Source organism: Halobacillus andaensis, from assembly GCF_014636475.1.
In the GTDB taxonomy this organism is placed as follows: Bacteria; Bacillota; Bacilli; order Bacillales; family Halobacillaceae; genus Halobacillus_A; species Halobacillus_A andaensis.
Genome location: NZ_BMEL01000001.1, coordinates 586998 through 600758, shown reverse-complemented (window position 1 = coordinate 600758; position 13761 = coordinate 586998). Strand labels below are relative to the sequence as shown.

The 13761-nt window shown below is 39.0% G+C and carries 16 protein-coding genes; 13 read left to right on the top strand and 3 right to left on the bottom strand.

The features are described from left to right. Window position 1: 1 nt before the first annotated feature. The 4 genes from hflX to glnA all read left to right on the top strand — a co-directional run bounded on the left by hflX (window position 2) and on the right by glnA (window position 4365). Complete coding sequence (gene hflX / locus IEV27_RS03145) at window positions 2-1237, top strand: GTPase HflX (RefSeq protein ID WP_188375991.1); 1236 nt, start codon at window positions 2-4, stop codon at window positions 1235-1237. Window positions 1238-1249: 12 nt separating this feature from the next. After that, complete coding sequence (locus tag IEV27_RS03140) at window positions 1250-2488, top strand: methionine gamma-lyase family protein (protein ID WP_188375990.1); 1239 nt, start codon at window positions 1250-1252, stop codon at window positions 2486-2488. 118 nt (window positions 2489-2606) lie between these two features. Beyond that, complete coding sequence (locus IEV27_RS03135; protein ID WP_188375989.1) at window positions 2607-3011, top strand: MerR family transcriptional regulator; 405 nt, start codon at window positions 2607-2609, stop codon at window positions 3009-3011. A gap of 22 nt (window positions 3012-3033) precedes the next feature. After that, window positions 3034-4365: a type I glutamate--ammonia ligase gene (gene glnA / locus IEV27_RS03130; RefSeq protein ID WP_188375988.1), complete on the top strand. Its 1332-nt coding sequence runs from the start codon at window positions 3034-3036 to the stop codon at window positions 4363-4365. A 350-nt stretch (window positions 4366-4715) separates the two neighbouring features. Here glnA and IEV27_RS03125 read toward each other — a convergent pair whose 3' ends face one another. Continuing rightward, window positions 4716-5255, bottom strand: a complete 540-nt coding sequence (locus tag IEV27_RS03125; protein ID WP_188375987.1) for a helix-turn-helix domain-containing protein — start codon at window positions 5253-5255, stop codon at window positions 4716-4718. Window positions 5256-5705: 450 nt separating this feature from the next. On the opposite strand from IEV27_RS03125, the gene rraA reads away from it, so the two are divergent. Continuing rightward, window positions 5706-6182, top strand: a complete 477-nt coding sequence (rraA, locus tag IEV27_RS03120; RefSeq protein WP_483423432.1) for a ribonuclease E activity regulator RraA — start codon at window positions 5706-5708, stop codon at window positions 6180-6182. A gap of 220 nt (window positions 6183-6402) precedes the next feature. Here the strand turns inward: rraA and lexA are convergent, their stop codons facing one another. Beyond that, window positions 6403-7026, bottom strand: a complete 624-nt coding sequence (gene lexA, locus IEV27_RS03115) for a transcriptional repressor LexA (RefSeq protein ID WP_188375985.1) — start codon at window positions 7024-7026, stop codon at window positions 6403-6405. A gap of 304 nt (window positions 7027-7330) precedes the next feature. On the opposite strand from lexA, the gene IEV27_RS03110 reads away from it, so the two are divergent. The 8 genes from IEV27_RS03110 to IEV27_RS03075 all read left to right on the top strand — a co-directional run bounded on the left by IEV27_RS03110 (window position 7331) and on the right by IEV27_RS03075 (window position 13184). Beyond that, the gene (locus IEV27_RS03110) at window positions 7331-7990 is read left to right on the top strand and encodes a YneB family resolvase-like protein (RefSeq protein WP_188375984.1); all 660 of its coding nucleotides are present in this window, start codon (window positions 7331-7333) and stop codon (window positions 7988-7990) included. A gap of 72 nt (window positions 7991-8062) precedes the next feature. After that, the gene (locus IEV27_RS03105; protein WP_188375983.1) at window positions 8063-8296 is read left to right on the top strand and encodes a DUF896 domain-containing protein; all 234 of its coding nucleotides are present in this window, start codon (window positions 8063-8065) and stop codon (window positions 8294-8296) included. A 164-nt stretch (window positions 8297-8460) separates the two neighbouring features. Beyond that, window positions 8461-10467, top strand: a complete 2007-nt coding sequence (gene tkt, locus IEV27_RS03100) for a transketolase (protein WP_188375982.1) — start codon at window positions 8461-8463, stop codon at window positions 10465-10467. Between the two features lie 145 nt (window positions 10468-10612). Then, window positions 10613-11020: a sporulation inhibitor of replication protein SirA gene (sirA, locus tag IEV27_RS03095; RefSeq protein WP_188375981.1), complete on the top strand. Its 408-nt coding sequence runs from the start codon at window positions 10613-10615 to the stop codon at window positions 11018-11020. Window positions 11021-11094: 74 nt separating this feature from the next. Beyond that, window positions 11095-11322: a YneF family protein gene (locus IEV27_RS03090; protein ID WP_373868063.1), complete on the top strand. Its 228-nt coding sequence runs from the start codon at window positions 11095-11097 to the stop codon at window positions 11320-11322. 155 nt (window positions 11323-11477) lie between these two features. Then, the gene (locus IEV27_RS03085) at window positions 11478-12182 is read left to right on the top strand and encodes a cytochrome c biogenesis CcdA family protein (protein WP_188375980.1); all 705 of its coding nucleotides are present in this window, start codon (window positions 11478-11480) and stop codon (window positions 12180-12182) included. A 69-nt stretch (window positions 12183-12251) separates the two neighbouring features. Continuing rightward, a complete protein-coding gene (locus IEV27_RS03080) occupies window positions 12252-12686 on the top strand; it encodes a Na(+)/H(+) antiporter subunit B (protein WP_188375979.1) in 435 nt (144 codons plus the stop codon). Window positions 12687-12716: 30 nt separating this feature from the next. Then, a complete protein-coding gene (locus IEV27_RS03075; protein WP_188375978.1) occupies window positions 12717-13184 on the top strand; it encodes a CcdC family protein in 468 nt (155 codons plus the stop codon). 37 nt (window positions 13185-13221) lie between these two features. On the opposite strand, the gene IEV27_RS03070 is transcribed toward IEV27_RS03075, so the two are convergent. Beyond that, window positions 13222-13650, bottom strand: a complete 429-nt coding sequence (locus tag IEV27_RS03070; protein WP_188375977.1) for a DUF2621 domain-containing protein — start codon at window positions 13648-13650, stop codon at window positions 13222-13224. Window positions 13651-13761: the final 111 nt, after the last annotated feature.

The window sequence follows — 13761 nt, the reverse complement described above, 5'->3', positions numbered from 1 at the left end:
CTTGGAAAAAGAAAAAGTAGTATTAGTTGCAAGAAAAGCCCCACGACAAGATGAAGAACGGTTTCACTCTTCGTTAGAAGAACTACAATCCTTAACAGAAACAGCCGGCGGGGAGGTATGTGAAGTCATAGTCCAGAACCGTGAGCACATCCACCCTGCTACTTATTTAGGGGAGGGTAAGCTGGAAGAAATAAAATTATCGGCGGATGAAAAAGAAGCCGAGATTATTATATTTAATGATGAACTTTCTCCTGGTCAGCTGCGCAACATAAGCGATCGAGTAGAGCGCAGGGTAATTGATCGGAGCCAGCTCATATTAGACATTTTTGCAAGCCGAGCTCGAACGAAAGAAGGAAAGCTGCAAGTGGAACTCGCTCAGTTGCAGTATTTACTGCCACGCCTTGCCGGGCAAGGCACAGAACTTTCCCGCCTTGGCGGGGGGATCGGAACAAGAGGACCAGGGGAAACAAAACTGGAAACCGATCGACGCCACATCCAGCGTAGAATTGACGATATAAAAAGAAGATTAAAAACGGTGGTAAAACAACGAGAGCAGTATCGTAAGCGCCGAGATGAGAATTATGCATTTCAAATTGCCATCGTCGGCTATACAAATGCCGGCAAGTCTACTTTCTTTAACCGGCTGACGTCTAGTGATTCTTTTGAAGAAAACTTGTTATTTGCCACGTTGGATCCGCTCACGAGACAGATTAGTCTTCCTTCAGGTTTTCAAGCGTTGCTCTCTGACACTGTTGGGTTTATTCAAGATCTTCCTACCACATTGATTGCTGCCTTTCGTTCCACACTAGAGGAAGTCACGGAAGCGGATTTTATTCTACATCTTGTGGATGCTTCACACCCAGACCATGTGGAGCAAGAAAAAACGGTGAATCGTCTGCTTGACGATTTAGAAGCCTCTCATTTACCTAAGCTTACGGTTTATAATAAGATGGATCTTATCTCAGACGTGTTTATCCCGTCTGCGCACCCTTCGATAAAAGCAAGTGTGAAAGATCCCATTGACATCAAGCGAATTACGGATAAAATTGAATCCGTACTAACAGAGGAATGGGAGCATTATCACGCTTTTATCAAAGCTTCTTCAGGCAAACAATTACAGCAGCTTAAAACCCACAGTATAGTGACCCAGATTCGATTTATCGAAGACCAAGAAGGGTACGCAGTTGAAGGATACATTCACCCAGAGCACCCTTTAAAGTTAAGTTTATTAAGATAGGAAGATGGAATAATGGAGGAACTCGTTCGACAAGTTGAAGAAACCATTCAACCACAGCACAAACATGTACAAGCTATCGTAGATCATAACCAAGAAAAGGTTTTGCAAGCATTTCAAAAATTAAGAGTATCAGATTCGCACTTTAATCCGACTACAGGATATGGTTATGACGACTTTGGGCGAGACACTCTTGAAGCACTCTATGCTGAAATTTTTAAAGCAGAAGACGCGATTGTTCGTCCTCAATTAATTTCAGGTACTCACGCGATTACAACGGCCCTATTTGGAGTATTACGTCCTGGAGACGAGCTGTTATATATCACAGGTGATCCTTACGATACATTAGAGGAAGTAATAGGGAAACCTAACCAAAAGGATAGTGGCTCCCTTCGTGATTTTGGGATTACATATAACTCATTGCCTTTAAAAGAAAATGGGGAAGTGGATGCACACGAGGTTCGCAGGGCGATTAATAAGAAGACAAAAGTTGTTGCGATTCAACGGTCTAAAGGCTATGCTGATCGACCTTCATTTCCTATCTCTGAGATAGAGGATATGATCGAGGTCGTTCGTTCGGTGAATCGTGATCTTATCGTGTTTGTGGACAACTGCTATGGCGAGTTTGTCGAAACGAAAGAACCTGTTGAGATTGGTGCAGACTTAATGGCCGGTTCTTTAATTAAGAACCCGGGAGGCGGAATAGCGAGGATTGGAGGCTACATCGCCGGGAGGTCTGACTTAATTGAACAATGCAGTTATCGGTTGACAGCTCCAGGACTAGGTAAAGAAACAGGTCCAAGTTTAAATACACTTCAAGAAATGTATCAAGGGATCTTTTTGGCCCCTCACGTAGTCGGAGAAGCATTAAAAGGGGCAATATTCACTTCGAAGCTGTTAGAAACAAAAGGTTTCCAAACTTCTCCTGCCTATGATGAATACCGAACAGATTTAATCCAGTCTGTGAATTTTGAGACAGCTGAACAAATGATCGCTTTTTGCCAATCGATTCAATCTGCCTCTCCTATAAATTCACATGTGACCCCTCAGCCTAGTGCTATGCCTGGTTATGAGAGTGACGTTATTATGGCAGCTGGCACATTTATTCAAGGGGCAAGTTTAGAACTCACCGCTGACGGTCCTATTCGACCTCCGTATATGGCATTTGTTCAAGGAGGCTTAACCTATTCACACGTAAAAATTGCCGTCATAAAAGCTCTAGAGAATACGGAAGCTAGAAAAAAAGAAAGATAAAGGCCCGCATGACATAATTTTTCGAAAATTTTGATGTGAACTTTCGTCACATATGTTGACATATGATGACCTTAACGTATAATGAAGGTAGAATTTCTATTTGGGGGGTGGCACATCGATGAGTGACGAAATTCGTCGTTCTATGCCGTTGTTCCCGATGGGGATTGTACAATCACTAACTGATCTTTCAGCCCGGCAAATCAGGTACTATGAACAACATCAGCTTGTTACTCCAGCTAGATCTGACGGCAATCGCCGGCTTTTCTCGTTTAATGATGTTGATCGTTTACTTGAGATCAAATCTTTAATTGAAAAAGGCGTAAATATGGCTGGAATAAAACAAGTGTTGTCAATTACTCATCAGCCGGAGAATGAACCGTATGATGAAAAAGAAGTCGAAGAAGTTCACAATGAGCTTACCGATAAAGAGCTTCGTCGTATGTTACAACAGGAACTTTTCACCGCAGGGAGACAGGGTAAAATGAGTTTAAGACAGGGAGAAATGTCAAGATTCTTCCACTAATTGTCGTACTAGGAGGAGTAATATGGGTTTAACTAGAGAAGAAATTTACAAAAAGATTGATGAAGAAAACGTAAAATTTATCCGCCTTCAATTTACGGATATGTTAGGGACAATTAAAAATGTTGAAATCCCTTTTAGCCAGTTAGATAAGGCTTTAGATGGCATGATGATGTTTGATGGTTCTTCCATCGAAGGATTTGTTCGAATTGAAGAATCTGATATGTACTTAGTGCCTGACCTTGATACATTTGTTGTATTCCCATGGTCATCAGAAAAAGGGAAGGTAGCACGCTTTATTTGTGATATCTATAATCCGGATAAAACTCCTTTTGAAGGCTGCCCACGTTATAACTTAAAGCGCAACCTTAAGAAAATGGAAGAGCTGGGTTTCTCTGCGTTTAACATTGGAACAGAGCCAGAATTCTTCTTATTTAAATTAGATGAAAAAAATGAGCCGACATTAGAGTTGAATGATAAAGGCGGTTATTTTGACTTAGCACCTACAGACTTAGGTGAGAACTGCCGTCGTGACATCGTACTAGAATTAGAAGAAATGGGCTTTGAAATTGAAGCTTCTCACCATGAAGTAGCCCCGGGTCAACATGAGATTGACTTTAAATATTCTGATGCAGTTAAACATTGTGATGACATTCAGACGTTTAAACTTGCTGTTAAAACAATTGCTCGTCAGCACGGTCTTCATGCTACTTTCATGCCAAAACCGTTGTTTGGTGTAAACGGTTCAGGAATGCACGCTAACATGTCTCTATTTAATGAGAACGGCAATGCTTTCTTTGATGAAAATGGCAAAGAGCAGCTATCCGAAGTGGCTTACCAGTTTACGGCGGGTATTATTAAGCACGCGACAAACTTTACAGCTGTTACGAATCCAACAGTTAACTCTTATAAGCGTCTTGTGCCTGGTTATGAAGCTCCATGTTACGTAGCTTGGTCTGGACAAAACCGTAGCCCATTGGTGCGCGTACCAACATCTCGCGGGTTAAGCACACGTATAGAAGTACGTAGTGTTGACCCAGCAGCGAACCCATATATGGCTATGTCTGTATTGCTTGCTGCAGGTCTTGATGGTGTGGAAAACAAACTAGAAGCTCCATCTCCTGTCGACCGTAACATCTATGTTATGAACAAAAAAGAACGCGAAGCACACGGTGTACAAGATCTGCCTGCTACACTGTATGATGCACTAGAAGAGCTTCAAAAAGATGAAATCATGATGCAAGCTCTAGGTGAGCACTTATTTGAGCACTTTATTGAAGCGAAAGAAATTGAATGGGACATGTTCCGCACGCAAGTACACCCATGGGAAAGAGAACAGTATTTACAAACCTATTAAAAATGAAACCTCTTAACGCTTTGAGCGTTAAGAGGTTTTTTTGTGTGTCGGGCACGTGAGACATACTTTAGACTTCAAGCCCTCAAAGGTCGTTTGATCCATAATCCGACGGCAAAGATGCCTGGAATCTTGAAGAAAGCTAATGGGGAATTTCTGATCCAGAAGAATACGAATCTCTTAAAAAGCGTTCATATGCGTCATAACCTCCGTAGTACATGAGGCATGAGTTGGATAATAGTAGTTTATGTCTTTACCCGCGGAGGACTGATGAAAGCCTCACACGCATGCGGCACTACAGACACTAGGAATCATCAATTTTTGAAGTGCTAGCATTTACTTATCAAATCGATCTAATCATCTACAAAATGGTTGATCAGCGAAAATAAGATTTGTTCTTTAATCTCTATACAATCTGTATTCATTTTAATGCGATGACTACGGAATAGGAAAGCATCATGTAAATAAAAGATTCGTGGTGTAGCCTGCCACGTATGTTCATTAATTTGGTCCCAAAGATGATCTTCAAAATCTTTAGTGTAATTCAATTGTTCGATACACAATTGAATATCTTTCCTTTTCACTTCAATTGCACCTTCGAATAAGTTCTTACGGACAAGCTCCCACCACATTTCGGATCGAACAAATTCTCGATAATCCCCATTTTTCGCAACATTTGTTGTGTTATTTTTTATTAAAGATTCCTCTGGAACACGTTCTTTAATAAACTCCCATAAATCCGATTCATTAATTTTCCATCCTTTTTTTCGAGAGGTCGGAGGAATGCCTTTTAGAGTACCATTACGCAGCCAACGACGCAGGCTTTCTTTATTATTTGTTATCTTATATTGTTTCAATTTCTCTAAAGCTTGTTCGACATTATACTGAATCATATGCGCTCCTTAATAAAACAATTGTTGTAATAAAATATACAATAATTGTTTTAATTTATCAAAATAAGAAGAAAAAAGTTTTCTGCTGGCCGTTGCAAAAATGAGTTGTCGATTTTTGTTAGCCAATTCATTCCTAAACCTCGCCATAGTTCTTCTATATTTGCAGGCTGGTATTGTTAAAGCTTCGTAAATCAAGCAGACATGATTATATGTTCGGTCTATGAGCACTGGAGAGTTGTGCAGGTTTAGGTTCGAATCGTTCATAACGGATAACAGAAAAAAGTATTTGAACTAAATAATTGGCAGGATTGCAGGAATTGAACGGATAGATATGGAAATTATTTTTTGAAGGATCGTTTTTACAGACGGTTTAGATTTAGAGTCAATGTTTTAATGGAGGGAATTATTATGGTTTAACATAAATATGTAGAGGAGGAAAAGATAGTGAATATCAAAACAGCTGATATATGCGACCGTGTGCCAGAAAAGGTAAGAATTGTTGATCCTTCATTTTTAAGTTTAGGGAAAAAGAAAAGTTTTTTTGGACCTATTTTCACGGTTAAGGTGAAAGACGATAATGTTCTTGTTAGAAAGGCCTTGGAAACAATCCCCGGGGGCAGCGTTTTAGTTGTCGATGGAATAGCTTCTAAAAATTGTGCATTATTAGGTGGTAACTTAGCAGAAATAGCTGCCAGAAGAGGTTTAGCAGGGATTATCATTAACGGGTATATTAGAGATCGTATGGAAGTCTGCGAAGCTGGCACGGGAGTGATTGCATTAGGATCCATCCCTTTAAAAAGCCGAAAAGAAGGTAAAGGAGAAGAAAATATAGCAGTAGAATTTGGCAATGTTCGATGGAATCCAAACGATTATGTTTATGTGGATGAAGATGGTATACTTGTCGCTTCTGAAAAGTTGCATGAATAATTAAAACTAGCAGACAGCCTGGCTGTTTTAAAAGTTCATTTACTCTAATCTGGCTATAATTAAAATAAAGTAAGTAGCTTGAAAACAACACGTCTGATTCTTAAGCTTTCCATACTTATTATATATGTGAAGCTGTGGTATAAGAATAAAAATCAGCTGACCAATTTAGGTCAGCTGATTTTTAAATGCCCGTAATTCGCGATGCGCACTGTTATAAAATTTAGTGTACCGTACGATATAATCCTACAACTCTGCCTAAGATAGAAACATCGTTTAAAATGATAGGCTCCATCGTGGCGTTTTCCGGCTGTAAGCGAATGTGGTTGCTTTCTTTAAAAAATCTCTTCACCGTAGCTTCTTCGTCTTCTGTCATTGCAACAACAATGTCTCCGTTATTGGCAGTCGTCTGCTGCCTTACAATGACCATGTCGCCATCCAGTATTCCTGCTTCTATCATACTTTCCCCTTGTACGATGAGTACGAACGTATTGTCATCTCCTCCAGCTAAAGAGTCAGGAAGAGGCACATACTCTTCGATATTCTCTATGGCCGTGATCGGAGAGCCCGCCGTTACTTTACCAATAACAGGTGCATAAGCAGCTTCTGTACGAGGAATACTTGAATCTTCCTCTAATTCAATAACTTCGATCGCTCTTGGCTTCGTAGGGTCTCTACGGATAAAACCTTTCTTTTCCAGCCTAGATAGATGACCGTGAACAGTAGAACTTGAAGCTAGCCCAACAGATTGGCCAATCTCTCTTACAGATGGTGGATAACCTTTTAATAGTACTTGTTCTTTAATATAGTCTAGTATTTCTTGCTGCCTTTTTGAAAGTTTACTCATATTTAAACACCTCGAACATAGGATTATAGTAGTTTCATTCTATCACGTGTCGAACAAAAACACAAACAAGCGTTCGAAAAAATAGTTGACAAGAACGAACGTTCGTATATAATGAAATTAACAAAACGAGAACAAACGTTTCTAGGAACGCACGTTCTATTCAGGGAGAGTGTTACTATGTTTAACAAACTTTCAATATTGGATGTAACTTATATTCTATTATTTGCAGCAAGCCTGGCTTTCTTATACTATTCCATGGTAACGAGTGTTTAAGTGAGATAGGCTAAGAAAGAGGTTATCGTAAATGAAAGCTATTTTATATTGTCGAGTAAGTACGGAAAAAGAAGAGCAAGTAAGTTCATTAGCTAGACAAAAAGCGGAATTAACAGCATTGGCTGAAAACAAATCCGTTGAAATAGTAGAATGTATTGAGGAACAGGCTAGCGGGTATGAAATAGAACGAGACGGTGTGTTTCGGATGCTTGATTTGTTTTCAAATGAGCAAGCTGATGTGCTGCTTATTCAAGATGAAACAAGGCTAGGGCGGGGAAATACAAAAATAGCTTTGTTTCATCAACTTCAAAAATTAAATATTAAAATTTTTTCATTGACTGATCACGGTGAATTTACTATGTCAGAATCTGACTCTATGGTGTTGCAAATTGTTGGTATAGTAGAAGAGTATCAAAGAAAAATTCATAATATGAAAATTCGAAGAGGGATGAAAAAAGCAGTAGAAAACGGATATAACCCTCAAAAGAACTTATCCAATCAACATTTAGCACCCGGAAGGGAAAGAGTGGAATTTCCAATAGAAGAAGTCGTTAGGCTGAGAAATAATAAACTTACTTTTAATGAAATTGCAGCTACACTTCGAGGGTTAGGCTATGATGTTTCAAAAGCTACTGTACATAGAAGATACAAAGAGTTTGTCTCACTTGAAAAACAAAATGAAGAGCGTTAATATGGTAAAAGACAAGTGTCCCTTCGACTCTTGTCTTTTCTTTAGATCCTCAAATTAAAGGAGAATTTCTAAATGATTTCTAACGAGAAGTTAAATCGTATAAATGAGCTTTCTCATAAGTCAAAGGAACAAGGACTTACGGAAAAAGAAAAAGAAGAACAACAGGAGCTGCGTCAAGAGTATTTAAAAAACGTTCGAAAGGCGTTTAAAAATCAGCTGAAAGGCATGAAAGTAGTCGATCCTGAAGGAAACGACGTCACGCCTAAGAAGTTGAAAAGAATGCAAGAAAATGAGAAAAAGCATTAATAACCGCACGTAAATGATGTGCGGTTTTTTGTATATCTTTTTAAGCCTGGGGAAAGTTAAATGAGTGACATTTTAAGAAAATCCGTTGTGAAACTTGTCACGTACTTCATTTCATTATACGATAATACATGTTACATACGCGTTATAAGAAAGGGGAAATTATTTTGGCAAACAGTATTGAACAAACTTCTATTAATACAATACGTACACTAGCTATTGATGCAGTGGAAAAAGCAAACTCGGGACACCCAGGTATGCCTATGGGGGCTGCACCTATGGCGTATACGTTATGGACGCAATTTATGAATCACAACCCTAATAATTCAGATTGGTTCAATAGAGATCGATTTGTTTTATCAGCAGGGCACGGATCCATGCTTTTATATAGCTTGCTTCACCTTTCTGGCTATAAAGTAACGATTGATGATTTAAAGGAATTCCGTCAGTGGGACTCTAAGACACCTGGTCATCCAGAGTATGGCCATACAGACGGTGTTGAAGCAACCACAGGTCCACTTGGACAAGGGTTAGCCATGGCAACTGGTATGGCTATGGCTGAAGCACATTTAGGCGCTAAATATAATAGAGATCAATACAATGTTGTTGATCACTATACATTTGCCATTTGTGGCGATGGTGACCTCATGGAAGGTGTATCACAGGAATCAGCTTCACTTGCTGGTCATTTAGGTCTTGGAAAGTTAGTCGTTCTATACGATTCTAATGACATCTCACTTGATGGAGACTTGAACCGTTCATTTAGTGAAAGCGTTGAGAAGCGTTATGAAGCTTATGGCTGGCAAGTAATCCGTGTAGAAGATGGCACAGATACTGAAGAAATTGCTAATGCCATTGAAAAAGCGAAGCAAAACACAGACCAACCTACAATGATCGAAGTTAAAACGGTGATTGGTTACGGATCACCTAACAAATCAGGCAAATCTGATTCTCACGGTGCGCCATTAGGTGAAGAAGAAGTTACAGCAACTAAAGAATACTACAAGTGGGGCCATGAACCTTTCCATGTTCCTGACGAAGTGTATGAAGACTTCAGTAATAAAGTGAAAGAGAATGGCTCGAAGAAGGAATCTGAATGGAACGATCTATATAATGAATATAAGCAATCGTATCCTGAATTAGCAGAAGAATTTGAATTAGCTAAAGAAGGTAAATTGCCAGAAGGATGGGAAGAGAACCTTCCAAGCTTTGAACCAGGTGAAGATAACCTGGCTACTCGTGCAGCTTCTGGTGAAGTGATTAATTCTTTATCAAAAGCGATTCCTTACTTCTTCGGCGGAAGTGCTGACTTAGCTGGCTCGAACAAAACAGCGGTTAAAGAAGAGGAAGATTTTTCACGTCATAACTATGCAGGCCGAAATATTTGGTTTGGAGTACGCGAGTTTGCGATGGCTGCTGCGTTAAATGGCATGGCCCTTCACGGTGGTTTAAAAGTGTATGCTGGAACATTTTTCGTATTCAGCGATTACCTGCGCCCGGCCATTCGTTTATCTGCGCTTATGAACTTGCCAGTTAATTACGTATTAACTCACGATTCTGTAGCAGTAGGGGAAGACGGTCCTACACACGAACCAATTGAACAGCTTTCTTCTTTAAGGTCAGTACCTAATTTGTCAGTTGTTCGTCCGGCTGACGGAAACGAAACAAGCGCAGCGTGGAGACTTGCACTAGAATCAAATACAACACCAAATGCACTTGTTCTTACGCGTCAAGGTCTTCCAACTCTTGATGGTACAAAAGAGAAAGCTTATGAAGGTGTAAAACGAGGCGCCTATGTGCTTGTTGATTCCGACAAAGAAACTCCGGATGGTATTCTATTAGCTTCTGGTTCAGAAGTTCAGCTTGCTGTTAAAGCTCAAGAAGAACTGAAAACAAAAGGGTATGACGTTCGTGTTGTTAGCGTACCTTCCTTTGATCGTTTCCAAGCTCAAAACGACGAGTATAAAGAAAGTGTATTGCCGAACAATGTTAGACAACGTCTTGCTATCGAAATGGGAGCATCCTTTGGCTGGGAACGCTACGTAGGTCTTGATGGAGCCGTTATCGGTATCGACCGCTTCGGAGCTTCTGCACCAGGAAACACAATTATTGAGAAATTTGGTTTTACTGTAGACAATGTTGTGAAGCATGCAGAGAACCTAATGAGTAATTAAGTAAAACACTACTGCACACCTAAAAGTGTGCAGTAGTTAGCTTTACATAAAGAAAATTTGACAAAAGTACCTTCAAGCAGCTGACATAATGTGACAAACTAATCCTACCTTGATCGTTATAATACTTTCAAGGAGGGATGGTCGCATGCAATTTGCGGTATACGCTGTAAAACGAGATGTTACTGAAAAATACTATTATAAAGTAGACTTACTAAAGCGTTTTTTCGAAGAATGTCATAATTTTTCAAGTTCCCCCATTTACATGAATCAATTAGATTATATTACGACTCATTTCTCTTTCTATGATTGGTTGAAAAAAATTCATGGAAACCATACGGATTTGAAAGAGAGATTATTCGATTGTGAAATAAATTATGATATACTAGATGGTAAGAATTGCTGTTGTCTATTTCAGTGTGACAGCCTCTGGCAAGCAGAACGGGTTTTATTTCAACCGCTAAGAATGTGTGATCAAACGTTTTTTATTATTGAAGAAAGCGGAGAACATTACGGATGGATTTCCCCTCTTATAAGTCAGCGTCTGTTATCGTGAAATGCTCTATTGTATTCCTCTGAGCATTTTACTATACTGTTATGGGAGACAACACGAAGGAGGAAGACGTTGATATGACTTTGGGCATCGTATGGGTAATCATCATTGCTCTATTAGCTCTAGTTGGTGGCGTAGCTTTAGGCTTCTTCATTGCTAGAAGGTACATGATGAACTATTTAAAGAAGAACCCGCCGATTAATGAGCAAATGCTGCGTACATTGATGATGCAAATGGGCCAAAAGCCTTCGCAGAAGAAGATCAATCAGATGATGCGAGCTATGAACAATCAGCAGACCAAATAAAAAAGCTAAAGCCTTTACTTCTATTATATGGAAGTGAAGGCTTTCTTATATTTTAAGAAGATTTGTTTCATAATATGTTCACACTACAATAATCGTTTTTTTATCGTTCGTCTGATACAATAAGGGTCGAGTATGTTGATGGGGGACGTGTAACTATGACAGATGTAAATATATTTCTTGCTTTTGGAGCTGGGTTCCTTTCTTTTATTTCACCTTGTGTCCTCCCTTTGTATCCAGCTTTTCTATCTTACATAACAGGTATGAGCGTTAGTGAACTAAGGGACGAAAATGGAATGCTGACGAGACGCAGTATCCTCCATACCGTGTTATTCTTACTTGGGTTTTCTACCATATTCTTAATTTTAGGATTTTCTGGGTCGTTCTTTGCTCAACTCTTGATTCAAAATGAAGATTTAATTCGACGTTTAGGCGCTGTATTAATTATTTTCTTCGGTTTTGTTATTATTGGAGTATTTAATTTTCAATTCCTTATGAAGGACCGTAAAATCACCTTTAAAAATCGACCAGCTGGTTATATTGGCTCGTTTATTATTGGTTTGACATTTTCTCTAGGGTGGACGCCTTGCACAGGTCCTATTCTCTCTGCTGTCTTAGTATTGGGTGCAGATCAACCTGATTTATTCTTAGTTATGATGGTAGCCTATTCCTTAGGATTCTCGTTACCATTTTTAATCCTGTCGTTTTTCATTGGGAAAATGGGATGGATTAAGCGCTACAGTGGTCGTATCGTTACAATAGGCGGCTATATTATGATTTTCATGGGTATTGCACTGTATTTTGACTGGATGACGAGACTTACTTCTTACCTGGCTGGATTATTTGGATTTCAAGGATTCTAAAGCATGGATTTTGCAGAAAAAATGTATTATCATTAGAGAAGTATGGATGTTGATAGAAAGGGTTTTTATATGACAAGAGCTAATGATTTGATTTTACGAACCACGACGTCGTTAATCGCCTTTATTTTACTAGGTTTTTCAGTGTACTTATTTTTTGCTGGACATAATAAACCCGGTGGAGGATTTATTGGGGGATTAATGGCTGCAGCAGCACTAGTTCTCATGTATATGGCTTATGGATTAAATGCCATTAGAAAAGTTATTCGAGTGAATTACTTGTACATGATCTTTACAGGATTAATTATTGCTGTAGGGACTGGTGTTGGTGCCTTTTTATTTGACGCACCATTCTTAACACAAAACTTTGGCTATTTTCAGCTTCCTATCTTAGGGCGTACTGAACTGGCTACGGCTTTATTGTTCGACCTTGGTGTGTACTTAACAGTCATCGGGGTTACGATGACCATAATATTAACGGTAGCGGATGATCGAGAAGAAAGCTAATTACAGTGAACAAATGAAAGAGTGAACGTTATGTTTTGGATAATTTCTAGTTCCATAATGGCTGCAGCTATGGCGGTCGTAATGATTTTTGTTCGCTTGCGTGCAGCCAAAAGGCCTGCTAGCGTAAAAAAGATTATTTTGCCTCCGTTTATGATGAGTACGGGGGCACTCATGTTTTTATTTCCAATGTTTCGTGTGGAATGGACACAAGTCCTAGAAGCCGTCTTTATTGGAGCTGTATTTTCTATATTCCTTATTCGCTCATCAAAGTTCGAGGTGTGCGAAGGGGAAATTTATTTAAAGCCTTCTAGAGCTTTCGTATTTATTCTTTTTGGATTATTAATTTTACGAATTGTATTGAAGATTATTATTGGTTCATCGATATCTTTCGGTGAAACGAGTGGAATGTTTTTCCTCCTGGCTCTCGGAATGATTTTAACTTGGCGGATTGCCATGCTTAAACAATTTCTTCGCCTTGAAAAAACGTTACCGTCTTAAAAAAAGATCGTGCTCTTTTAAAAGAGCACGATCTTTTTTATCGTTCAAATAATGGTTGATAGGGAGTAATATCGATTTGCTTTTCTTCAAGTTTCTTAATTAAAAATTTATGATCTCTCTTGGGGGTTGCTAAAATATACCCTTCAATAATAATATCTTCGGTTATTTTTTTACTCTTTTTTTCCAGTGCCACTTGCCCAATTCGCCCTGCAATTTTTTGCTTCGCCACATCGCGAAATAATTCAGGGACAGGGGAAACAAGTTCCTCAAGCAATGCTTTTTGCTCGTTCGTCCACATATGAATGGTCTGATCTACATAATATTCTTCCCAATCCATCGTTGATTTTCCGTCTTCTTTTGGCATTCTTTTTAAAAATTTTCGAAACATAAAAAAGCCGCCAATGCTCATAAGGACGATCATTAATACTATCCACCCTATGATAAACAGGGCAAAACCGCCTGACATAAAACATCACCTGTTTCATTTAATAAGTATCTTCATTTATTATAAAACCATATGAATCGAAAGACAAGCCACTTTACAACTGTGTCGAAATCACAAAAATTTTGCGTAAAT